19 protein-coding genes and 1 tRNA gene are annotated in these 21,410 nt (G+C 69.4%); 7 read left to right on the top strand and 13 right to left on the bottom strand.

Annotated elements, in window-relative coordinates; translation table 11 throughout:
* Positions 1 to 120 precede the first annotated feature (120 nt).
* A complete protein-coding gene (locus CPZ00_RS03790; RefSeq protein WP_096389701.1) occupies positions 121 to 1,200 on the top strand; it encodes a phosphoribosylaminoimidazolesuccinocarboxamide synthase in 1,080 nt (359 codons plus the stop codon).
* A 116-nt stretch (positions 1,201 to 1,316) separates the two neighbouring features.
* Here CPZ00_RS03790 and CPZ00_RS03795 read toward each other — a convergent pair whose 3' ends face one another.
* On the bottom strand, positions 1,317 to 2,390 hold the full coding sequence (locus tag CPZ00_RS03795; RefSeq protein WP_096389702.1) for a formyltetrahydrofolate deformylase: 1,074 nt from the start codon (positions 2,388 to 2,390) through the stop codon (positions 1,317 to 1,319).
* Positions 2,391 to 2,551: 161 nt separating this feature from the next.
* On the opposite strand from CPZ00_RS03795, the gene CPZ00_RS03800 reads away from it, so the two are divergent.
* On the top strand, positions 2,552 to 3,835 hold the full coding sequence (locus CPZ00_RS03800; protein ID WP_096389703.1) for a DNA double-strand break repair nuclease NurA: 1,284 nt from the start codon (positions 2,552 to 2,554) through the stop codon (positions 3,833 to 3,835).
* A gap of 16 nt (positions 3,836 to 3,851) precedes the next feature.
* On the opposite strand, the gene CPZ00_RS03805 is transcribed toward CPZ00_RS03800, so the two are convergent.
* The 4 genes from CPZ00_RS03805 to CPZ00_RS03820 form a co-directional block, all read right to left on the bottom strand.
* Positions 3,852 to 4,589 carry a CPBP family intramembrane glutamic endopeptidase gene (locus CPZ00_RS03805; protein ID WP_096389704.1) on the bottom strand — a complete coding sequence of 246 codons (738 nt, stop codon included), beginning with the start codon at positions 4,587 to 4,589 and terminating at the stop codon, positions 3,852 to 3,854.
* 169 nt (positions 4,590 to 4,758) lie between these two features.
* Complete coding sequence (locus CPZ00_RS03810) at positions 4,759 to 6,054, bottom strand: glucose-6-phosphate isomerase (protein WP_096389705.1); 1,296 nt, start codon at positions 6,052 to 6,054, stop codon at positions 4,759 to 4,761.
* 24 nt (positions 6,055 to 6,078) lie between these two features.
* Complete coding sequence (locus tag CPZ00_RS03815; RefSeq protein ID WP_096389706.1) at positions 6,079 to 6,738, bottom strand: GNAT family N-acetyltransferase; 660 nt, start codon at positions 6,736 to 6,738, stop codon at positions 6,079 to 6,081.
* A 73-nt stretch (positions 6,739 to 6,811) separates the two neighbouring features.
* Complete coding sequence (locus CPZ00_RS03820) at positions 6,812 to 7,792, bottom strand: Vms1/Ankzf1 family peptidyl-tRNA hydrolase (RefSeq protein ID WP_096389707.1); 981 nt, start codon at positions 7,790 to 7,792, stop codon at positions 6,812 to 6,814.
* A gap of 183 nt (positions 7,793 to 7,975) precedes the next feature.
* Here CPZ00_RS03820 and CPZ00_RS03825 point away from each other — a divergent pair.
* Positions 7,976 to 8,049: transfer RNA gene (locus tag CPZ00_RS03825), tRNA-Lys, on the top strand.
* Positions 8,050 to 8,184: 135 nt separating this feature from the next.
* On the opposite strand, the gene CPZ00_RS03830 is transcribed toward CPZ00_RS03825, so the two are convergent.
* On the bottom strand, positions 8,185 to 8,724 hold the full coding sequence (locus CPZ00_RS03830; RefSeq protein ID WP_096389708.1) for a deoxyuridine 5'-triphosphate nucleotidohydrolase: 540 nt from the start codon (positions 8,722 to 8,724) through the stop codon (positions 8,185 to 8,187).
* 214 nt (positions 8,725 to 8,938) lie between these two features.
* Here CPZ00_RS03830 and CPZ00_RS03835 point away from each other — a divergent pair, with 214 nt between their 5' ends.
* Positions 8,939 to 10,921, top strand: coding sequence for an aconitate hydratase (locus CPZ00_RS03835; protein ID WP_096389709.1), 1,983 nt, complete (start codon positions 8,939 to 8,941; stop codon positions 10,919 to 10,921).
* Positions 10,922 to 11,046: 125 nt separating this feature from the next.
* Positions 11,047 to 12,255: an NAD(P)/FAD-dependent oxidoreductase gene (locus CPZ00_RS03840; protein WP_096389710.1), complete on the top strand. Its 1,209-nt coding sequence runs from the start codon at positions 11,047 to 11,049 to the stop codon at positions 12,253 to 12,255.
* A gap of 67 nt (positions 12,256 to 12,322) precedes the next feature.
* Here the strand turns inward: CPZ00_RS03840 and CPZ00_RS03845 are convergent, their stop codons facing one another.
* The 3 genes from CPZ00_RS03845 to sucC all read right to left on the bottom strand — a co-directional run bounded on the left by CPZ00_RS03845 (position 12,323) and on the right by sucC (position 14,788).
* Complete coding sequence (locus tag CPZ00_RS03845; protein WP_096389711.1) at positions 12,323 to 12,694, bottom strand: cupin domain-containing protein; 372 nt, start codon at positions 12,692 to 12,694, stop codon at positions 12,323 to 12,325.
* Between the two features lie 82 nt (positions 12,695 to 12,776).
* A complete protein-coding gene (sucD, locus tag CPZ00_RS03850) occupies positions 12,777 to 13,646 on the bottom strand; it encodes a succinate--CoA ligase subunit alpha (protein ID WP_096389712.1) in 870 nt (289 codons plus the stop codon).
* Positions 13,643 to 14,788: an ADP-forming succinate--CoA ligase subunit beta gene (gene sucC / locus CPZ00_RS03855; protein ID WP_096389713.1), complete on the bottom strand. Its 1,146-nt coding sequence runs from the start codon at positions 14,786 to 14,788 to the stop codon at positions 13,643 to 13,645. Before sucC ends, sucD begins: the two co-directional genes overlap by 4 nt.
* Before the next feature lie 181 nt (positions 14,789 to 14,969).
* On the opposite strand from sucC, the gene CPZ00_RS03860 reads away from it, so the two are divergent.
* Positions 14,970 to 15,404 carry a hypothetical protein gene (locus CPZ00_RS03860; protein ID WP_096389714.1) on the top strand — a complete coding sequence of 145 codons (435 nt, stop codon included), beginning with the start codon at positions 14,970 to 14,972 and terminating at the stop codon, positions 15,402 to 15,404.
* A 16-nt stretch (positions 15,405 to 15,420) separates the two neighbouring features.
* Here the strand turns inward: CPZ00_RS03860 and CPZ00_RS03865 are convergent, their stop codons facing one another.
* The 3 genes from CPZ00_RS03865 to CPZ00_RS03875 form a co-directional block, all read right to left on the bottom strand.
* Positions 15,421 to 16,515, bottom strand: a complete 1,095-nt coding sequence (locus tag CPZ00_RS03865; RefSeq protein WP_157744171.1) for a carbohydrate kinase family protein — start codon at positions 16,513 to 16,515, stop codon at positions 15,421 to 15,423.
* The gene (locus CPZ00_RS03870) at positions 16,512 to 17,558 is read right to left on the bottom strand and encodes a ribose 1,5-bisphosphate isomerase (protein ID WP_096389716.1); all 1,047 of its coding nucleotides are present in this window, start codon (positions 17,556 to 17,558) and stop codon (positions 16,512 to 16,514) included. Before CPZ00_RS03870 ends, CPZ00_RS03865 begins: the two co-directional genes overlap by 4 nt.
* A gap of 500 nt (positions 17,559 to 18,058) precedes the next feature.
* Entirely contained in the window at positions 18,059 to 18,865 is an 807-nt protein-coding gene (locus CPZ00_RS03875; protein ID WP_172861771.1) for an IclR family transcriptional regulator, read from the bottom strand.
* Between the two features lie 243 nt (positions 18,866 to 19,108).
* Here CPZ00_RS03875 and CPZ00_RS03880 point away from each other — a divergent pair, with 243 nt between their 5' ends.
* Complete coding sequence (locus CPZ00_RS03880) at positions 19,109 to 19,891, top strand: 2-amino-3,7-dideoxy-D-threo-hept-6-ulosonate synthase (protein ID WP_096389718.1); 783 nt, start codon at positions 19,109 to 19,111, stop codon at positions 19,889 to 19,891.
* Positions 19,892 to 19,918: 27 nt separating this feature from the next.
* On the opposite strand, the gene CPZ00_RS03885 is transcribed toward CPZ00_RS03880, so the two are convergent.
* A complete protein-coding gene (locus CPZ00_RS03885; RefSeq protein WP_096389719.1) occupies positions 19,919 to 21,070 on the bottom strand; it encodes an NAD(P)/FAD-dependent oxidoreductase in 1,152 nt (383 codons plus the stop codon).
* Positions 21,071 to 21,410 lie beyond the last annotated feature (340 nt).

Below are 21,410 nucleotides of genomic sequence, written 5' to 3' on the forward strand. Positions count from 1 at the left end.
GCTCGGGAGCAAGGAGGGTTTCGCCTCGTCAGGACGGCCCTCGTCCGCGTGACCCGCGACGCCGTGAGGGATCGCCCGGACACTGAAAGATTCATTGGGGCTGCCCCCGCGCTGTGAGGTATGACGAGTGTCAAGGAGTTCCGCGTCGCGGAGCCGGCGACGGCCGACGCCCTCGGGCGCGGGCGGTTCGTCTTCACCGACGCGTACTCCGTCTTCGACTGGGGGCGGATGCCCGACCCGATCCCGCGAAAGGGCGCGAGCCTCTGTACGATGGGCGCGTACAACTTCGAACGCCTCGAGGCGGCGGGGGTCCCGACGCACTACCGCGGCGTCGTGGATCCGGATGCCGAGAGGACGGGCGCCGAGGGACCGGACGCGGACCGCGCAGTCCCCGAGGACGCGATCGTCGACCTCGAGGCGGCGTCGGCACCGCCGACGGAGATGGCGATCGAATTGACCCAGGTTCCCGATCTTCCGTATCTCGGCGGCGGCGACGGGTACGATTACGAGGCCTACCACGAGGCGGCCGACGGAAACTATCTGATCCCGCTGGAGGTCGTCTTCCGGAACACGGTCCCGATCGGGTCGAGCCTCCGCGACCGTCGCGATCCGGGCGACGTCGGACTCACGGTCGCGGAATGGCCAGATGAGGCGATCGAGCTCCCCGAGCCGGTCGTGGAGTTCTCGACGAAATACGAGGAGAAGGACCGCTACCTGACCCGCGAGGAGGCCGACCGGATCGCGGGCGTCGCGTCGATCGCGGATCTCGAGTCGATCGCGCTCGCAGTCAACCGCGTCGTGACCGAGCGTGCCGAGGACGCCGGGTTCGACCACGAGGACGGAAAGATCGAGTGTCTGTACGTCGACGGTGAGATCCGCGTCGCGGACGTGGTCGGCACGTTCGACGAGAACCGGTTCGCCTACGATGGCCAGGAGGTCTCCAAGGAGGTCGTCCGGCAGTGGTACAAGCGCAACGACCCCGAGTGGGTCGCGGCGGTCTCGGCGGCCAAGGAGACGGTCGCGGAGCGGGACGTCGCCGACTGGCGCACGCTCTGTACGGACGATCCCGTCCAGCTCCCGGACCGCGTCCTCGAGGCGGTGTCGGCGATGTACGCGGCCGGCGCGAACGCCTACACCGGACGCGACCTGTTCGATGCGCCGGCGATCGACGAGGCGGTCGACGGCGTTCGCGATCTCTGAGCTCGTCGAGCGAAAGCGGAACGGGCCGAGCGAAAGCGGCACGAGCCGAACCGACTCGGACTGAATCGGGTCGGGAGCACGACTCCACCGTCCCCGCTGCGTCCGCCACTGGCGCCTCAGTCGTCGCTCGGCGTCGGCGCGTCGACGGGGTCTTCCGCGAGGGGTTCGCCGTCGACCGGTGACTCGGGATTCGCCTCTCGGGCCGGCTCCGGGAGACCGAGCTGTACGTCGGCGATCGTGTCGGCGCCCGCGTTGGCGGCCGTGGTCGACCCGGCCGTTGTGGTCGCACCGGCGTCCACCTCGTCACCGGATTCCGACCCGAACTCGGACCGCAGGTGAACGCGACCCTTGTGGATCGTGACCGCGTCCGCGAGGTGAAGGCGGACGGCCTCCAGGAGGACCTCGGCCTCGAGCGGTTGCCCGCGACGTTTGATCGTCTCCACGTCCGCGCCGTCGGGGACGTCGAAGGCGCGCTGGGCGATCGTCGGTCCCTGGTCGAGGTCGGTCGTCACGTAGTGGGCGGTGACGCCGGCGATCCGGACGCCCGCCTCCTTGGCCTGCCGGTACGCCTGCGCGCCGGGGAACGCCGGCAGCAGGGAGGGATGAACGTTGATGATCCGGCCTTCGTACCGGAAGACGACCTCCGGCGAGAGGATGCGCATATAGCGGGCGAGGACGACGAGGTCGACGTCGTACTCCGCGAGCAGGTCGAGCAGCCGGTCCTCGTCGGGCGAGCCGTTGCCGTCGCCGACGTCGTAGAACGGTTTGTCGTACCGCTCCGCGAGACCGCGAAGGTCGCCGCGATTCCCGATCACGACCGGGATCTCGACGTCCGCGTCGCCATCGACGAGTTCGCCGTTGGCCTCTGCTTCGAGCAGTTCCTCCGGGGCGTGCGTCTCCTTGGTCACGAGCAGCGCGACCCGGCGGGCGGTGCGGTCGCTCGGGAACCGGACCTGCACCTCGACGTCGAGCTCACGGCCGAGGTCGGCAAGCGTCCGGCGGAGCTCGTCGCGGGAGGTCTCGAGGCCGGTCGCGTCGACCCGCATCGTCATCCGGAAGACGCCCTCGCGAACGGCCTGGTCGAGGTCCTCGATGTTGACCCCGCGCTCGAACAACACCGTGGTGGTCCGGGCGATGAGTCCGGTCTCGTCTCCACCGATGACCGTGATCTCGGTGAGGTCGCGGGTCATACGCCGATCACCACCGGGGAGTCGAGCGGATGCATACCGGCCCGAACGCTGCCGGCCGTTTAGCCCGTTTCGGTCGACGCAGGCATTGACCCTCGGTATCATAGGGCGAGATGTGAGCCGTGACCGACCCATTTTTGAGCGTTCCCGTCCCCTGGACAGCCGTGACGCTCGATCCGATCCACGTGGACAACATCGCGCGCCTCGCGTCGACCATCGCCGGCACGGTCGACGCGACCGATCGGGAGGGGCTTGCCGAGCGGGTCTGGACGGAGTGGCTCCCCGAACTCCGCCGCGACGGACGCGTGATCCTCGAGCCGGTCGACGAGCACGCGCGTCGGCGCGTCGACGTCGATGCGGTCGCGCTCGCCGAGCCCCCCTTCGAGACGGTCCACGGGCTCGACTCGGGGACGATCAACCCCACGACGTTCAAGAACGGGCTCGTCATCGACGTCGCCCACGCCGCGATGGCCGCCGACCCGACCGACCTCGACCTCCATCGGTCGCGGACGATCGTCGCGACGGTTCACACGGCGGACACGACCGTCGACCACGACACGGACTGGGGACGTCGCGACGAGGGGTACACCCAACAGCGCGTGCTCCAGGCCCCGCCGATCAACCGGTACGCCGAGGGGGTCGTCCACGCGCTCGCGCTGTATCTCGCCGAGAGCAAACACGCCCTCGACCACGCCAACACGGTCACGGACCTGCTCGTGCTCGACGGCCCCATCTATCCCAAGGAGCTGTTCACCTGGGTCGACCGCGACCCCGAGCTGGGCGACCTGGCCCGGGAGGCGAAGCCCCGGTCGGTCGTCGAGAACTACGTCCGGCTGGTGGAGACGTGCATCGAGTCCGGGACGCCGATCGCGGGGTTCGTAAAGAATCCCTCAGGGCGAGCGATCACGCGGACGCTCGCGAACGCGGGCGTGGAGGCTCCCTGGCCGGACGACGCCGCGCTGTTCACCCGGTTGCTCGAACGACGCACCGACGCGACGGATGGGACCGGTTCGGCGCCCGGCGCCGCCCGCCGCGGCGAGCGCGTGACTGACGAGCTCACGGCGACCACGTGGTTCCGCAGCCGCGGCGGGACCGACCGTCACGTCGCCGCCGACGGCGACGCGCTGGGCGTCGAGCGGCGGCTCGATCCGGAACTCTACGAGCCGACGTTCCTCGTGATATACGACCCGCGAACCGACGTCACCTACAAGCTCGAGGCGCCGTACGCGTTCACCCGGGATCCCGACACGCGACGGGCGCTGACGACGCAGGTCCTCGCCGAGGTGGCCGCCGAGCGGGGCCCGCCGACGGCGGTCGCGAAGGCCGACTCGCTGGCCCGGATCGGGACGGCCGAGACGGCCTCCATCCGCCGGAAGTTCGAGGAGCAGTTCGACACGGACCGGTTGCGGTCCTACGACGACGTCCGGTGGCCCGACGTCGAGGGATGATCGAGGGTGATCCCGATCAAGCCACCTGCGAGACGTACTGGATCGCGTAGATCGCGCCGTTGTAGAGCCCGTGGACCAGACACGGCAGGATCACGTTGTCGGTCCGTTCGTAGAGGTATCCGAGCACGCAGCCGAGCCCGGCGGCGACGACCGCGTACAGCGCCGCCTCGCCGACGGCGCCCACGACCGCGGGCACGTGGATCGCCCCGAAGATCGCGCTCGCAGCCAGGATCGAGGGCCACGGTCCCCACGATCTGCGGAACAACCCCTGGACCGCGCCGCGGAACAGCAGCTCCTCGCCGGGGCCGACGAACAGGATCGAGACGGCGATCATGTAGAGGAAGTAGGTGGGGTCCGACTGCCCCGCCAGGATGGCCTGGTTCTCGCCGGTCGAGACGCCGATCTGGTCGAAGACGAAGAGCGCGGCGAACTGGATCGCGAGCAGAACGACGGTCCCGGCGGCGACGATCGCCGCGCCGCGGACGTCGAGCCGACCGACTCCGATGAGGTCCCAGTCATCGGTGATCGCGAGGTAGCCGCCGACGGCGGCCCCGAACCCGACGAACTGGAAGACGGTTCGGACGACGGTCTCCGCCCAGCCGTCGGCCGCGACCAGTCCCGCTCCGACGACGAGGTCCGTGAAGGGTTGGGTGATCGCGGTCGAGACGAGCAGCGCCCCGAACACGACCAGAAGCCCCTGCCCGAGCGTCCACGCGTGCTCGCCGTACTCGACGATCGCCGGTCGGCGGGTCATCGACCGACGGTAGAACGGGGCGTCCTATAGGCACACCGGAAACTGGGCGCGACCGGTGGGTGGAATACGACACCGGCAGGATTGGAGACTGCCGTCAGAATTGGAGACTGCCGTCAGAATTGGAGACTGCCGACGCGGCGTATCCGGGGATCGGGCGTCGAGCCCAGCCTCACCGATCGCCGGAGACGACGAGTTCCCGCTTGTCCGAGACCGCGTCGGCCTCGGCGAAGTCGCCGCCGCCGAGGAGCCCGCGGGCGGCTCGCTTGCCCCACTCGACGGCCGGCTGGGTGAACGTCTCGACGGTCGCGAGCTCGCCGTAGAGGACGCAGGCCGCCTCCATCCCGTAGAGGAGTTCCCCGAGCGAGCGCTCGTCGACGCGGTCGATCTCGATCCGGACGTTGGGCCGGTCGGCGGCGGCCAGGCTCGCCTCGGTCGCCTCGAACTCCGCGTCGAGCAGGCCACCAAGCGAGCCGCCGCCGAGGTAGGCCAATCCCGAAAGATCCGTCTCGGGGATGGCGACGTCGGCGCGCTCCCGCGGGCGCACGAGCGTGACGAGCTTGTCACGCGGTCCGGCACGGTAGAGCTGCAGTTGGGAGTGCTGGTCGGTCGCGCCAAGCGCGCGGGCGGGCGTCTGTCCCACGCCGTCCTTTCCGAGGCTCTCGGCCCACAGCTGTGCGAACCACTCGGCGAACGTCTCGAGCGACTCGGCGTAGGGCAACAGCACGTTCGTCAGCGCTCCGCGCTCCGCCAGCGCGTACGAGACCGCGCCGTACGCGTACGCGGGCGTGTCGTACAGCGACCCGGAAAGACTCGCTCTCCCCTCCGCGCCCCCGCGAAGGATCGCCTCGACGTCGTGACCCTGGAGCGCGGCCACCGCAAGCCCGACCGTCGAGAGCACCGAGAAGCGCCCGGGAACGCCCGCCGGCACGTCGAGCGCGGGGAGATCGTGGCGCTCCGCGAGCCGCCGGAGGTTCCCCTCCGGCCCGGTCGTGACGAGCGTGCGCTCGGTCCAGTCGACGCCGGCCCGATCCATCGCCTCGCGGACGACGAGGAAGTTCGCGAGCGTCTCGGCGGTCGTACCGGAGTTCGAGACCACGTTGACGACCGTCTCCTCGAGCGGAAGCTCCGCGAGCAGTCGCTCCGTGTGGTCAGGGTCGACGTTGTCGAGGAAGTAGGCGTCCACGTCCGACTCGAGCGCGTTCGCGAGCGTCGCGGCGCCCAGCGCGCTGCCGCCGATCCCGACGGTGACGACCGCCTCGGGGTCCTCGAACCCCGACACCGCCGTCCGGATCGCGTCCGGGTCCGCCGTCTCCGGAAGCGTGAGGGCCGCGTATCCGAACTCCTCGGCCGCCATCCCGTCGGCGATGGTCTCGTGTGCGTCCGCGACCCGGCCGTCGAGCCGGTCGAGATACTCCGTCGTCACGCCCGGCGTCGTGCCGAGCGCGTTGCCGATGTCGACGTCCATACCGGACGACCGGGCGAACCGGACTTAGGGGTTGCCGTCTCCGTCCGTCGCGCGGTCGGGACCCAGGAGCGCCCGCAGCTCGGCGGTTCCGACGAGGTCGGCGAACGGCATCGGCGGATCGGGGTCCGCGGGCTGCTCCCCGAGCGTCCGGTACCACCACCTGACGTCGTGCCACTCGCCGCGTTTGTAGCCGACGGACGGGAACGTCCCGACCGGGTCGAAGCCGAACCGTTCGTGGAGGGCGACGCTCGCCGGGTTCGGCAGGGTGGTGGCGGCGTAGACGTTGACGAACCCCTGCGCGCGAAGGACACCGAAGAGGGCCGCGTACAGCGTCGATCCGACGCCTGAGCCGCGGTGCCCGTCGGCGACGTACACCGAGGGTTCGACCGTCCACCGGTAGGCCGCCGTCCCACGGAGCCGGCTCGCCGACGCGTAGCCGATCACGGCTCCCGACTCCGATTCGTCGACGGTTCCCGGGTCCCGTCCGCGCTCGCCGTCCTCGTCGATCCGCTCCACGACGAGCCACGGGTACGTCTCGGTCGTCCCCTCGATGTCGTCGGCGACCGCCGCCGCCGTCGGCGGGTCGGTCCTGAACGCGATCGGCGTCTCCTCGACGAACGGGGCATAGATGTCACGGATCGCCTGCGCGTCCTCGGGCGTCGCCACGCGAACTCGGCGGGCCATCGTGGCTACGGTGGGGCCGGATTCCGGTAAAAGGATTCGCAAGCGGCGACGTGGAACGACCACCGGGGGTGAGTTAAATCGCGTACACCCGCGTGGTCCAGAAGTCCGCGAACGCCGCCTCGAGCGCCGGCTCGGGATCGCCGGTCGCGTCGGAAACGTCCGTCACGTCGGCCAGATCACGGATCTCGCCGAGAACGCTCCGCTCACCCACGACGATCAGGCGATCGACGTCGTCGTCGGCCGCGATGGGTTCGAGGGCGTCCCGAGCCGCCTCGAGGTGCTCGTCGATCTGGTCGTCGCGGCGGCGCTCGAAGCGGCCCTGCGAGAAGCCGCCCTTCGAGTGGGCACCCTTCACGTCGCTCTCGAACCCCTCGTACGCGGTGCGTTCGAGGGCGTCCCCGTGAGCGTGCGAACGAGGGTTCGTCGAACCGCGTTCGAGGGCGTCCCCGTCGGCATCGGCCTCCCCGGCGTAAACCCCGACGGCGAACAGATCCGACCGAACGAGCGCGAAGCCGAACCGGCCGGTCGGGAGGAACCGGTCGCGGGGAAGATCGAAGGCGGCATCCCAGCTTGCGCTCGAGTCGGTGGGTTCGATCGGGGGGCGCAGCGCCGCGCTGACCATCCCGGAGTCGTCGGCCACGACGAGCGCGGGTGCGGCGCGGCGGACGAGCGGCGTGGCGTCGCCGAAGTGGTCGGCGACCGCTTCGGGAACGGCGTCCTCGCTCGCGACCCGCGCCGTGAGCGCGCCCTCGTTGCCGGCCTCGATCGCCGACAGGCGGCCGAGCAGGTCGCGCGTTCGTGCGCCCCGAGCATCGCTCACGCGCCGGAACTTCCGGTCCGGGCCGTCCCCGCTCGCGCGTTCGACGCGGTCCTCGAGCTCGGCGATTCGGTCCTCGAGCCGGTTGACCCGCTCCTCGGCGTCCTGCTTGGCGGTCGAGGCCGCTGCCCGTCGTTCCTGCTCGGCCTCGAGCTGCTGCTCGAGGCGGTGGTTCGACTCCTCCAGCTCCTCGATGCGTGACTTCAGTTCGGCCCGGCCGAGCAACTCGTCGAGCATACTGACACGGGCGGCGCGGGTGAACTTAAACGGTCGGCGTCGATCGCCGCGGGCGATGGCCGGCCGGTCACGGGATACAGGGCGGGCGATGGCCGGCCGGTCACGGGATACAGGGCGGGCGATCGGCCGGGCGACGGTCGTTTCCTAAACGCTTATGCGTACCCTGCCGCTAGAGTCGGGTGCGGGCCGGTAGCTCAGTTAGGGAGAGCGTCCGGCTTTTAACCGGACGGTCGGGGGTTCGAATCCCTCCCGGCCCGTGCAACGAGACGGTGAGCAGTGCGAACCGGCGAGGGAACCGGCAGGAGGGATTCGAACCAGGGAACACGCGCGCAGCGGAGCGAGCACGTGTGAGTGGGGTTCGAATCCCTCCCGGCCCGCCTCGTCGTCGCGAGCTAGAGTCCCTCGCCCTGGTACGCACCGTCGTAGGTGTCCTCGTGGGCCGCCTCGGCGAGGACGAGCTGCGCGATCCGTGCGTCGCGTTCGATCGTGATCGGGCGGCCGACCTGCAGGAGCCCCTCGCCGACACCCTCGTAGCCGGCGTCCCAGACTGCGGTGTTGAGCATACAGGAGTTCCGCAGCAGCGAGGAGCGCGGGTAGACGAAGCCGACGTGCCCCTCCGGGATCCGAACCGGCTCGCCGTACTCGACGACGTAGGCGCCGGGCTCGAACCGGTAGACGTCTCCGTTCCCCGTCCCGTCGCCGTCCTCGGCCGTACCGTTCCCCGTCCCGTCACCGTCCTCGGCCGCACCGTCGACGGCCAGCGGCTCCCGGTCGCCGACCGTCTTTCCGTCACGGCCGATGTGTCCCGGCTCCGTCTGCCTGAAGGCGCCCCCGAGCGTCAGGTCGACGCCGTTCGGCTGTACCTGTGCGGGGTCGAGGTCCGCTCCGGCCGCCTCGAGCGCCCGCGCGACGTTCGCACCCGATTCGAACATACCGACCGGTCCGCCGGCGACGGCAAAACCGTGTCGAAGACGGCGCCTCGGCGGTGGCTCGCCGCCGAGGATGGCTGGCCGGTCCCAGGATATCGTGTTCCGTGGTACCGTGGTATCGTTCGCCCCAAAATTGCCTGACGGCGGGGTTCTACACGGTCGTTCGGGCGGAAAACTCGCGGGATTTATATCCGAGGCGACTCGACTTACGGTCGATATGGGACAAACCGTAACCGAGAAGATCCTCGATGACCATCTCGTCGACGGGGAACTCACCCCCGGCGAGGAGATCGGCATCGAGATCGACCAGGTACTCACGCAGGACACCACGGGAACGATGGTCTGGCTCCAGTTCGAGGCGCTCGACATGGACGAGGTCCAGACGGAGCTGGCCGCGCAGTACTGTGACCACCAGACCTACCAGTTCGACTTCAAGAACACCGACGACCACCGCTTCCTCCGGTCGGCCGCGGGCACCTACGGCGCGTACTTCTCCCGCCCCGGCAACGGCATCTGTCACCAGGTCCACAAGGAGAACTTCGCGGCGCCCGGCAAGACGCTGCTCGGCTCCGACTCGCACACGCCGACGCCCGGCGGGCTCGGCCAGTTCGCGATCGGCGCGGGCGGGCTCGACATCGCGGTCGCGATGGGCGGCGGCGCCTACTACGTCGAGATGCCCGAGGTCGTCAACGTGCACCTCGAGGGCGAGCTGCCCGAGTGGGCGACGGCGAAGGACATCGCGCTGCACCTGCTCGGCGAGCTGACCGTCAAGGGCGGCGTCGGCAAGGTCTTCGAGTACACCGGCCCCGGCGCGGAGTCGCTCACCATCCCCGAGCGAACGACGATCACCAACCTCGGGACCGAGCTCGGCGCCACCTCCTCCATCTTCCCGACCGACGAGCGGACGAAGAACTGGATGGCGCGACAGGGCCGCGAGGACGAGTACGTCGAGCTGCAGCCCGACGAGGACGCCGAGTACGCCGAGGAGATCACGGTGAACCTCGACGATCTCGAGCCGCTCATCGCGTGTCCGTCGATGCCCGACAAGGTCGTTCCGGTCAGCGAGGTCGCCGGGACCGAGGTCGAGCAGACGATCATCGGCTCCTGTACGAACGGCGCCTACGAGGACATCCTCCCGGCCGCGAAGATGCTCGAGGGCCGCGAGGTCGCAAAGCACACCGAGATGATCATCGCGCCCGGCTCCAAGCAGGCCTCCGAGATGCTGGCCCGCGAGGGCTGGACCGCCGAGCTGATGGCCGCCGGCGTCAACTTCTCCGAGGCGACGTGTGGTGCCTGCATCGGCATCGGCCACGTGCCCGCCTCCGACTCGGTCTCCCTGCGGACCTTCAACCGTAACTTCGAGGGCCGTTCGGGAATCGAGGACGACTCCGTCTATCTCTGCTCGCCCGAGGTGGCCACCGCGGCCGCCATCAAAGGCGAGATCGTCGACCCCCGTGACCTGTCCGACGAGCTCGGCGACCTCGAGGCCCCCGGCCTCGAGATGGGAGATACCTACACCGATGGAATGGGCCAGGACGACGCCGACATCATCACGCCCGAGGAGGCCATCGACGAGGAGCTGATCAAGGGCCCGAACATCGGCGACGTCCCCCTCCGGGACGGCATCGACTCCGAGGTCGCCGGCGAGGCCCTCCTCAAGATGGAGGACAACATCACGACCGACCACATCATCCCGGCGACGGCGGACATCCTCAAGTTCCGCTCGAACATCGACAAGCTCTCCGACTTCACGCTCTCGCGGATCGACGACACGTTCGCCGACCGCGCCCGTGACGCCGACGGCGGCGTGCTGGTGGCCGGCGAGAACTACGGCCAGGGCTCCTCGCGCGAGCACGCGGCCCTGTGTCCGATGTATCTCGGCATCGAGGCGGTCTTCGCGCAGAGCTTCGCCCGCATCCACAAGGCGAACCTCTTCAACTTCGGGATCGTTCCGCTGGAGATCGACGCCGACACCTACGAGCGGATCGACCAGGGCGACGACCTCGAGATCCTCGAGGACGTCGACGCCGCGGTCCGCGCGGGCCAGGAGGAGTTCGCCGTTCGCGTGAACGACGACTGGGAGTTCACCGCGACGCTCGACGCCTCCGACCGGGAGCTCGAGATCCTCTCGGCCGGCGGCAAGCTCTCCTGGACGAAACAGCAGCACCAGTCCGGCGGCGCGGCGCCCGCCGACGACTGATCACGGTCGAACCGCTCGGCCGGCCCGAGCACCGAATTTCACGTTTTCTTTTCCGCGTTCGACGGCGATGAGGACCGACCGGCGTCAGCCATAGCCTTACAAGACGGGACGACGAATCCGGGACGATGGACGAGACCGACGACCTCCCCGAATCGGCCGACGTCGTCATCGTCGGCGGCGGAGTGATGGGAACGAGCACGGCGTTCTTCCTCGCCCGGGAGACCGACCGCGACGTGCTCCTCCTCGAGAAGGACGCGATCGCGGCGGGGTCGACGGGCGACTCATCGGCGATCCTCCGACACCACTACGGGGACCAGGCGATCTACAGCCGGATGGCCTGGTGGAGCCACGAGTTCTACCGGCGCTTCGAGGCGGAGACGGGGCAGCCGCTCTCACACGCGGAAAACCCGCTCGTCCGGTTCGGGAGCGAGGGAACGCCGAGCGGGGAGTACGCCCAGGACGGGTACGAGGTCCTCTCGGAGCTGGACGTCCCGGTCACGCGCTACGAACGCGAGTCGCTCCCCGATCGATATCCGATGATCGCGGACGCCGAGCGGTACGACTTCGCCGTCTCCGACGACGCGGCCGGCTACTCGGACGGGTCCGACGCGGCGAGGGGGTTCGAACGCGCCGCACGGGATCGTGGGGCAACCGTCGTCACCGGCACCGCGGTCGAGTCGATCGCGACCGACGCGGACGGGAGCGCGGTCGTCGGCGTCGACGTCGACGGAACGCGGATCGCGTGTTCGGCGGTCGTGATCGCCGCGGGCCCCTGGACGCCGCGGCTCGCGGAGACGGTGGGCGTGGAGCTGCCGGTCGTCCCCACCAGGGAGCAGGTCCTGCTCCTCGACCCGCCAGCGGAGTACGCCGAGACGTATCCGTCGCTCGTGCCCACGACCGCGCTGCCCGGCGGGGAGTGGTACGTCCGCCCCGACGTCGGCGGCGGGATCCTCGTCGGGACCCACCACACCGGGGAGGCGGTCGACCCCGACGGGTACGACGCGACGCCGGACGAGTCGACGATCCTCGAGCTGGTCGACCGGCTCGGCGACCTGATCCCCGAGCTGCGCGATGCGGGGATCCGGGGCCGCTACTGCGGCGTCTACTCGAACACGCCCGACCACGACTTCATCATCGACGCGGTCGGGCCGGCAGGCTGTTACGTCGCCTGCGGCTTCTCGGGACACGGCTTCAAACAGGCGCCCGCGGTGGGCCGGATCGTGACCGACCTGGTCACCGAGGGCACGAGCGAGTTCGTCGACCTCGAGTACTTCTCGCTGAGCCGGTTTGAGGGGTCGCCCGAGGGACACGGCGCGCCGGCCGACAACGTGTGACCAACATCGAACTGGGAGAGCGAACTCGGATCGGAAAACACGGATCCGCAGCCTCGAAGCCAACCGGCTACTCGACGAGCTCGATCTCGTCGTCGCCGTGGGGAACCACGCAGATGAACGCCCCGCGTTCGGGGCCGTCGTTGTGGTAGGCGTGCTCGGTACCGGCCGGGATGAACAGCGAGTCGCCGTGGGAGACCGTCCGCTCCTCGCCGGCGAGGGTCACGGTGTATTCGCCGGCGAGGACGTACTGAACGTGCTCGACTGCGTTCGTGTGCAGCGGAACGGTCGCGTCGGGCTCCAGGATGAACCGGCGCATCGCGAAGTTCGGCGCGCCGTCCGTCTCGTCGATCAACACGCCGCGGCCCATCCCGTCGGCGGCGTCAACGACCTCGTACTCGACCTCCGAATCGCTGGTTATCGTCGGCGTCGGGTCCGTCATACGATCGGGATCGGAACGGCGGGATAAAGACGTGCGGATCGGGCAGCCACGACCGAGACGAGCGGTCGCGACGGGAGTCGCGCTACAGGAAGTCCTCGACGTGGTCGGCGACCTCCTCGGGAGTGTCGCCGACGGGGACGCCCGCGGCGTTGAGCGCGTTGATCTTGGACTCGGCGGTACCGGTGCCGGAGCCGGAGACGATGGCGCCGGCGTGGCCCATCCGCTTGCCCGGCGGCGCGGTGCGGCCGGCGATGAAGCCGGCGACGGGCGTGTCCATGTGCTCGCCGATGAACTTCGCGGCCTGCTCCTCGTCCTCGCCGCCGATCTCGCCGCACATCACGACGGCGTCGGTCTCGTCGTCGTCCTCGAACGCGGAGAGCGCGTCGATGAAGGAGGTGCCGATGATCGGGTCGCCGCCGATGCCGACCGCGGTCGTCTGGCCGATCCCGCGGTTGGTGAGGTTATCGACGACCTGGTACGTGAGGGTACCCGAACGGGAGACGAGCCCGACGTTGCCGTCGGCGAAGATGTTGCCGGGCAGGATGCCGAGCTTCGACTCGCCCGGCGTGATGATCCCCGGACAGTTCGGGCCCAGCAGTCGCGTGTCGACCTCGGAGAGCCGCTTGTTCACCTTGGCCATATCCTGCGTCGGAACGCCCTCGGTGATCGCGACCGCGAGGTCGAGGTCGGTGTCGAGCGCCTCGAAGATCGCGTCCGCGGCGAACGCCGGCGGCACGAAGATGACGGACGCGTCGGCGTCCTCGGCATCGACGGCCTCGTCGACGGTGTCGTAGACGGGGACGCCGGCGACCTCCTGGCCGCCCTTGCCGGGGACCGCGCCCCCGACGACGTTGGTCCCGTACTCGATCATCTGTTCGGCGTGGAACTTCCCCTCCCCGCCGGTGATGCCCTGGACGATGACGCGCGTGTCGTCGTCGACGAAGACGCTCATTGGGCCACCTCCTGGGCGTTGGCGACCGCACGCTGGACGGCGTCCTCCAGCGTCTCCTCGACCTCGACGAGGTCGGCGTTCAGGATCTCCATCCCCTCCGCGGCGTTCGTGCCGGCGAGCCGGACGACCACCTTCTTGGGGATCTCGTCGAACTGTTCGAGGGCCTCGTTGATCCCCTTGGCGACCTCGTCGCCGCGGGTGATCCCGCCGAAGATGTTGAAGACGACGGCGTCGACGTTCTCGTCGGAGAAGACCATGTCCAGCGCGTTCGCGACGCGCTCGGCCTTCGCGCCGCCGCCGATGTCGAGGAAGTTCGCGGGCGATCCGCCGTAGTGGTCGACCAGATCGAGCGTCGTCATCACGAGCCCGGCGCCGTTGCCGATGATGCCGACGTTGCCCGACAGGCGGACGTAATCGAAGCCGTAGTCGCCTGCCTTGCGCTCGAGGTCGTCCTCGTAGGACTCCTCGGCCAGCTCCGAGAGCTCGGGCTGGCGGAACAGCGCGTCCTCGTCGATGTTCATCACGGCGTCGGCGGCGACCACGTCGCGGTCGCTCGTGATCATCACCGGATTCACCTCGATCTCGGAGGCGTCGCTGTCCTCGTAGAGGTCGTACAGCGTCGTGAGGATCGACGCCACGTCGAGCGCGACGTCGTCGTCGACGCCGGCATTGTAGACGACCTTGCGGGCCTGGTAGGGGTGCAGGCCGAAGGCGGGGTCGACGTGCTCGCGGGCGATCGCGTCGGGGCTCTCGGCGGCGACCTCCTCGATGTCGACGCCGCCCTCGGTCGAGACCATCAGCACGGGCTGGCCCTCGCCGCGGTCCATCGTCACGCCGACGTACAGTTCGTCGACGAAGTCCACGCCGGACTCGACGAGGACGCGATCGACGGTGTAGCCCTTCAGATCCATTCCCAGGATCTCCGCGGCGTACTGTTCGGCCTCCTCGCGATCGGTCGCGATCTTGATGCCGCCGGCCTTGCCGCGGCCGCCGACGTGCACCTGCGCCTTGATGGCCGCAGGGTATCCGATCTCGTCGACCGCGTCGAGAACCTCCTCGACGGATTCGGCCAGTTGCGAGTCGGGAATCGGGATCCCGGCGTCGGCGAAGATCTCCTTCGCCTGATACTCGTGAAGCTTCATTGGCGTCCGAAAAGGGGGTCGTCGGGCGCTTAAATCCCGCTCTTTCGACTCGGGACCCGCCCGATCCATTTCGACTCGAAACGCGAGCGTTCGAACCGGGACTGCGGTCGCCGACAGCGTGGACGGCGGTCCACGCGGCGAACGGGAACGGTTTTGTCGACGGCGAACGCGTCCCCGATCGATGGATCGGGAGTTCCTCCGGCGGGTTCTCGTCGAGGAGGCGTTCGCCTACGGGTTCACGATCGCCTTCTGGGGGTCGGGCGTGCTCCTCATCGACGCGTTCGGCGTGTTCGGAATCCGGGGAGTCCTCGCGTACGCGGCCGGATCGGTCACCGGCTTCGGCCTCCTGCTCGTCGGCACCTTCGATGGGGTTCTCGAGTCGGTCGACGTCGGGGGCGAGCCGAGCTATCACGTGCTCGCGGGGATCCACTACGTCGCCGCGCTCGTGCCGATCGTGACGACCCACGTCCTCATCCGGGCGGAGCTCGGGGAGACGCTCACCGTCTTCCTCGTCGGGATCTCCGTCCCCGTCTGGTACAACCTGTTCGTGACCGCCGAGGAGGTCCTCTCGGAGGGGCTCCGGCGGATCGAGCGGAAAGCCGAGCGGCGCCGGTGAGGTACGTTCGCCGCGGTCACGCCGTCGGCTCTCGATCCGACCCGGTATCGAGCGTGGTCGCAGTCCCGTGTCCGTCGATGAAGGCGTCGATCCGGTCCCACGTGAGCGTCGTTCGGGCGCCGTACTCCAGGGTCGCGAGCGCGCCGGCCGCGTTGCCGATCCGGAGCGCGTACGCGAGATCGGCGTTGCGGAGATGAGACGCCGTTGGTCCCGAAATCCCGTCGCCGGAAGACGCATCACCGGAAGCGGCGTCCGCCGCGATCCCGCGCCCGATCTCGGGTTCGTGGCCGCGCGCGGACTCGAAACACGCCGCGATGAAGCCGGCGGCGAACGCGTCGCCGGCGCCGGTCGTGTCGACCGGGTCGACCGGGAAGGCGGGCGCGCGATGCCGGTCGTGGTCGGCGCTTGGGTCCCGGACCGCCGCGCCCTCGCTGCCGAGCTTGACGACGAGGGTCGGCGCGTCCGCCGCCGCCGGGTCGAACTCCGACTCCTCGAGCGTCGCCGCCTCGCGTCGGTTCACCAGGAGGACGTCGACGTGTTCGAACGCGCTCGCGTAGCCGCGGTCGCCGATCCGTCGGCCGGGATCGAAGCTCACCGCGACGCCGTGGTCGGCCGCCGCGCGGGCGAGCTCCGTGGCGACCGTCGGGTCCTGGCCCGTCAGATGCAGGTGGTCGAGGTCTGCGAGACGGGTCGCCGGGAGGTCGGCCGCCGTATACGCCTCGTTGGCGCCCGCAGCGGACAACACCATGACCTCGCCGTCGGCGTCGACGATGAGGTACTTCACCGACGTTTCGCGGTTCTCGAGGACCGAGACGGGCGCACAGTCGACGCCGGCGCGGTCGAGTTCGAGCAGCGTTAACGCGCCCGGATCGTCGTCCCCGACGCTGCCGAACAGCGCGGAGCGAACCCCGAACCCCGACAGGCCCGCCGCGACGTTCGCCGCGCTTCCGCCCCCGGCCTGCCGGAGGTGCTCGATCGGTCGCTCGCCGTCCGGCTCGGGAAGCCGGTCGACCTGCATCGTGACGTCCCAGTTGACGTGGCCGGCACACATCGTCCGCGGCGCCTCGGCCGACCCGCCGTCCCCACCGTCGGCCGCCTGCTCCCGGGTCACGGCTCCGCCCACGGGGTCTCGGCTCCGTCGCCGAACAGCTCGCGCATCAGCGTCACGATGCTTTCCGGGGGAAACTGGCCGCTCTCGGTGACGATCGCGTCCATATACCGGGGCGGCGTCACGTCGAAGGCGGGATTCTCGACAGTGAGGTCGCCGATCCCGGACCGGGTCTCGGGGTCGATCACCTCGTCCTCGTCGCGGGTCTCGATCTCGACGGTGTGGCCCGTCAACGTCTCCGGGTGGAGCTTGATCGTCTGTGCGGCGGTCATGATCGGGACGCCGCGCTCGCGGGCGTTGACCGCCAGTCCCGAGGTGCCGATCTTGTTGATCACCGACCCGTCGGCGGCGATCGAGTCGGCACCCACGAGGACGTGATCGGCCTCGTCGAGGTAGCGACGCGCGGCGGAGTCGACGATGAGGGTGACCGGGACGTCCAGCTCCCGAAGCGCCTCGGCGGTGATGTGGCCCTGGTTGCGCGGCCGCGTCTCCTTGACGATCGCCGACAGCGACTTCCCCTGGTCGAGGGCGGCCTCGATGCAGGCAAGCGCGTCCGTCGAGTGACAGTGGGTCATCACGACGTCGCCGTCCTGCAGCCGGTTCGCGCCGACCTCGCCGAGCCGATCGCGAGCCTCCTCGAGCCGACGGGTGAAGCGGGCGCTCGAGCGAACCACCCGCCGCCGGAGCGTCTCGACGTCGTCGCCCTCCATCCGCTGGAGGACGTACCGGAGCGCGTTGGGGAGCGAGACCGCGGTCGGCCGGGTCTCGTGGAGTCGGCGTGCCGCCGCGCGCATCGTCGCCCGGAACGTCGCGGGGTCCTCGACGTCCGTCTCCCGGGCCTGCGTCGCGAGCGCCTCGGCGGCGGCCCCCGCGATGGCCGCGGCCCCACGGATCTCCATCGACGCGATCGCCGCCGCGGTTTCCTCGACCTCCGGGATGACGGGTGCCGGCTCGACGTTCGGGGCGACGGACGCCGTTCCGTCCTCGGACGCGGCGTCCGTCGACCCCCCGTCCGATCCGTCCTTCGGTCGGTGCTTGCGGGTCATTCCCTGACGGTTGGTTCCCCATCGTCTTATAAGGCCGGCCGCGGAGCCCGACGGACGAGCCGCAGCGATCCCGTGCGGCGGTCAGCGGACCACCACGGTTCGCACCATATATAAATATACGAAGTATTATTCAAAAAAGATACGTTTCCGCTACAAGCCGGAACGAGAATCGACCGCCAACCGGTTCCGGAACCGCTCCGTTCGGTCGGTACTCCCTTATAAACGACTCGCCACCGCGGAAACGGCGTCGATCAGGAGTTCGCCCGACGGATCCGACCGGATCAGATCGGAACGGAACGGATCAGACCAGACCAAACCGGACGGGACAGGCTAGACTGAACCAGACCAAACCGGACGGGACAGAACTAGACTGAACCAGACCGAACTAGACAGGACCAGAGCGGACTGGATCGGCGGGAGATAAGATGATATAAAAAATATATTAGATTGAAATAGCCACTCATAATATACTAATTCGGCTGGTCGGGTGGAGGCTCCGTCTACTCGACCGTGGTGAAGTGGTGCTCCCAGTCCCGGTTCGGAAACGCGTTGGGTCGCCCCGTCGATTCGAACGCGTCGACGTGCTCGAGGAGGGCGTCGGCGACGGGACCGGTGAGGATCTCCGGGTCGTTCCGATACATCGGTCCGCCGACGCAGAGGGCGCCCGGAAGGGTCCCGCGCGGGGCGCGAACCGCGGCGGCGACCGACCGATAGCCCTCCATATACTCCCGGTCGTTGACCGCGAACCCGCGGTCGCGCGTCCGTTCGAGGTCGGCGAACAGCTCGTCCCGGTCGGTTATCGTGTGGTCGGTGATCGCCGGCAATCCCCGATCGTCCAGGATCGCGTCCACGCGTTCGTCGGGGAACGCCGCGAGGATCGCCTTCCCGGCGGCCGTCGCGTGCAGATGGAAGGTGCTGCCCGCCAGATGGCCGGCGGCGTTCTCGCTGCCGACCGCGTGGTGGATCGACACCAGGCGGCCGTTCTCGTGGACGGTGAAGTCGGCCTCCTCCCCCGTCTCCGTCGCGAGGTCGCGAACCGTCTCGCGGATCGCCTCGTACGGGAGCCCCGCGGTGCGGGCGTGCTCCCCCAGCTTCAGAAATCCCAGCCCGACGCGGTACGTCTCGCCCTCCTTCCGGACGTAGCCGCGGTCGACGAGCGTCGTCAGGTGGTTGTGGGCGGTGCTGCGGGCGATGCCCACGCCGTCGGCGACCTCGAGCAGCGATCCGCCGTCCTCCGCCAGGAGGAACTCGATGACGTCGAAGCAGGTGTGTATCGATTTGACGGGCCGGCCGGAATCGCGAGCCATCATCCGACGGTTGGGAAACATCCTCTTAAGGGTTGTGCGGACCCGCCCGAAACGCCGACCGAAATCGTCCGGAGCGCCGACCGGACCCGCCCGAAACGCCGACCGAAATCGTCCGGAGCGCCGACCGGAGTCGTCCGGAGCCGGCCGTCCGGGTGGCCGGATCCCTCCGTCGTCCGTCGGGGGGTTCGCAGCCGAACGTTCCGAAAGCGGAATACCTTATGTCGTCCGCGAATAGGTGCGCGTATGAACGGGATCGAGGCTCGGCTCGAACGCATCGGCACGGACGGTCGCATCGTGAACATTCCGATGGACCACGGGATAACGATCGGCGCGACGGACGGGCTGAAGGACATCGAATCGACGATCGACGCGGTGACACGGGGCGGGGCTGACAGCGTGCTGACACAGAAGGGACTGTCGCCGCGCGTCCATCCGAACAAGAACGGCGCCGGCTACATCATCCACCTCAACGCCTCCACCGTCCTCGGCGAGGCGGACCCGAACGACAAACGGCTGACGGGAACCGTCAGGGAGGCCGTGCGGCGCGGCGCCGACGCGGTGTCGATCCACCTGAACGTCGGCAGCCTCCAGGAGGGCGACCAGATCCACGACCTCGCGAACGTGACCGAGACCGCGGCCGAATACGGAATGCCCGTGCTGGCGATGACGTACGCACGCGGTCCCGGGGTCGACGAACACGACCCGGAGGCGCTCGGCCACGCGGTCCGGCTGGGTGAGGAGGCCGGCGCCGACGTCGTCAAGACCGCCTGGAGCGGCGACGCGGAGAGCTTCGAACACGTGGTCGAGTCGACGGCGAAGCCCGTCATCGTGGCCGGCGGGAGCCCCGAGGGCGACCGGGCGCAGCTCGAGCAGGTTCGCGGCGCCATCGACGCCGGCGCCGCCGGGGTCTCGATGGGCCGGTCGGTGTTCCAGCACGAGGATCCCGAGGGCATAACGCGGGCGGTGGCCAGCATCGTCCACGATGACGCGACCGTCGACGAGGCGCTCTCCGCCGGCGGGCTGTGAGGAACGACGGCGGGCGTCGGCGCGTCTTCAGGCGCTGACGTACGTCTCGTGAAGCGCCGCCCCGCGCTCGAACCGGTCGGCGGTCAATTCGGAGACGTCGACGGTGCTGGCCGCCCCGTCGAGGACCAGCTCCGAGACCACCTGCCCGGCGGCCGGCGACTGCATGAAGCCGTGTCCGGAGAAGCCGGTCACGGTGACGAACCCCGGCCGACTCTCCTCGATGATCGGGTGATGGTCCGGCGTCATCGCGTACAGCCCCGCCCAGCCGCGGACGATCTCCGATTCGGGGCCGAAGCGGTCGCTCACGGTCGCGGCGTGTTCGAGCGTCTCGGCCGCCCACCCGAGGTCGTGTGAGGTTCGATAGGCGTCGGGGTCCCGCTCCGGGTCCTCGCTCGCGAAGTGGCCGCCGACCAGGGCCGCCCCGTCGCGTTCGGGACGGAAGTAGACGCCGTCGTCGAGGTCGGTGACGAAGGGGGTGTCCTCGGGGACGGGCGTCTCGGGGTTCACGACCATCGCTTGCCGGCGACGCGGGGAGACCGGCAACCGAACGCCGGCCATGCGGGCGATCCGCGGCGACCACGACCCGGCGGCGTTGACGACGACGTCCGCCTCGTATCGGCCGGCAGTCGTGTCGACGCCGCGGACCGCCTCGCCCGACCTGAGCACGTCGGTCACCTCGACGCCGGTTTCGACGGTTGCCCCGGCCTCCGCCGCCGCGCGCGAGAACCCCTGGAGGCCGAGGTGTGGGTCCGCGAACCCGTCGGTCGGACAGTAGGCGGCCCCGGCGTACGTCTCGGTCCGCAATCCCGGAACGTGCCGGCGTGCGTCCTCGGACGCGAGGAACTCGCTGGGAACCCCGTGGTCGTTCTGGACGGGGATGGTTTCCCGAAACAGGTCCGCGGTCGCGTCCGTCCGCGCCAGGTAGAGATATCCCGGACGCCGGTAGCCGATGTCGACGCCGAACGTCTCCTCGAAGGACTCCCAAACGTCGATGCTCGCCAGCGACAGGCGAATGCTCACCGGGGTCGAGAACTGAGCCCGGATCCCGCCGGCGGCGCGGTCGGTGGCGCCCGCGCCGATCGACGACTTCTCGAGCACGGTCACGTCCGCACCGCGGTCGGCGAGATAATACGCACAGGCGAACCCGACGATGCCGCCGCCCACCACGATGACGCGCATGGAGGGAAGTGTTCACATGGTCTCTTAAATGTGGTCGCTCGACCGTCGTGTTCGGCGATCGTGGACGGCGGATAACGGCCCTATGTCTGTCAGATCGCTGTGGAGTCGATATATATCGGAACGGGAACAAGCAAAATTTTCCGGGAGATCCGCCGGATGGCCGTGGATCACGGTCGATCGTCGGTTCCGCCGTCTGCTTCGTCGGTTCCGCCGTCTGCTTCGTCGGTTCACCGATCGTGGATCGCCGGGTCGGCGTTCGCTGCGGTCAACGCTCGCTGCGGTCGAGCTCACCGTGCTCGGAGGGACCCGCGGAACGGCACCCGTGAGGAACCGCGATCGC

Source organism: Halopenitus persicus (genome assembly GCF_002355635.1).
Lineage (GTDB): Archaea > Halobacteriota > Halobacteria > Halobacteriales > Haloferacaceae > Halopenitus > Halopenitus persicus_A.

Coding starts and splice junctions, on each gene's coding strand:
- CPZ00_RS03835 (WP_096389709.1), top strand. CDS start 8,939: ATGGGACAAACCGTAACCGAGAAGATCCTCGATGACCATCTCGTCGAC.
- sucC (WP_096389713.1), bottom strand. CDS start 14,788: ATGAAGCTTCACGAGTATCAGGCGAAGGAGATCTTCGCCGACGCCGGG.
- CPZ00_RS03820 (WP_096389707.1), bottom strand. CDS start 7,792: ATGCTCGACGAGTTGCTCGGCCGGGCCGAACTGAAGTCACGCATCGAG.
- CPZ00_RS03795 (WP_096389702.1), bottom strand. CDS start 2,390: ATGACCCGCGACCTCACCGAGATCACGGTCATCGGTGGAGACGAGACC.
- CPZ00_RS03805 (WP_096389704.1), bottom strand. CDS start 4,589: ATGACCCGCCGACCGGCGATCGTCGAGTACGGCGAGCACGCGTGGACG.
- CPZ00_RS03840 (WP_096389710.1), top strand. CDS start 11,047: ATGGACGAGACCGACGACCTCCCCGAATCGGCCGACGTCGTCATCGTC.
- sucD (WP_096389712.1), bottom strand. CDS start 13,646: ATGAGCGTCTTCGTCGACGACGACACGCGCGTCATCGTCCAGGGCATC.
- CPZ00_RS03790 (WP_096389701.1), top strand. CDS start 121: ATGACGAGTGTCAAGGAGTTCCGCGTCGCGGAGCCGGCGACGGCCGAC.
- CPZ00_RS03860 (WP_096389714.1), top strand. CDS start 14,970: ATGGATCGGGAGTTCCTCCGGCGGGTTCTCGTCGAGGAGGCGTTCGCC.
- CPZ00_RS03880 (WP_096389718.1), top strand. CDS start 19,109: ATGAACGGGATCGAGGCTCGGCTCGAACGCATCGGCACGGACGGTCGC.
- CPZ00_RS03810 (WP_096389705.1), bottom strand. CDS start 6,054: ATGGACGTCGACATCGGCAACGCGCTCGGCACGACGCCGGGCGTGACG.
- CPZ00_RS03845 (WP_096389711.1), bottom strand. CDS start 12,694: ATGACGGACCCGACGCCGACGATAACCAGCGATTCGGAGGTCGAGTAC.
- CPZ00_RS03875 (WP_172861771.1), bottom strand. CDS start 18,865: ATGGCTCGCGATTCCGGCCGGCCCGTCAAATCGATACACACCTGCTTC.
- CPZ00_RS03870 (WP_096389716.1), bottom strand. CDS start 17,558: ATGACCCGCAAGCACCGACCGAAGGACGGATCGGACGGGGGGTCGACG.
- CPZ00_RS03830 (WP_096389708.1), bottom strand. CDS start 8,724: ATGTTCGAATCGGGTGCGAACGTCGCGCGGGCGCTCGAGGCGGCCGGA.
- CPZ00_RS03815 (WP_096389706.1), bottom strand. CDS start 6,738: ATGGCCCGCCGAGTTCGCGTGGCGACGCCCGAGGACGCGCAGGCGATC.
- CPZ00_RS03885 (WP_096389719.1), bottom strand. CDS start 21,070: ATGCGCGTCATCGTGGTGGGCGGCGGCATCGTCGGGTTCGCCTGTGCG.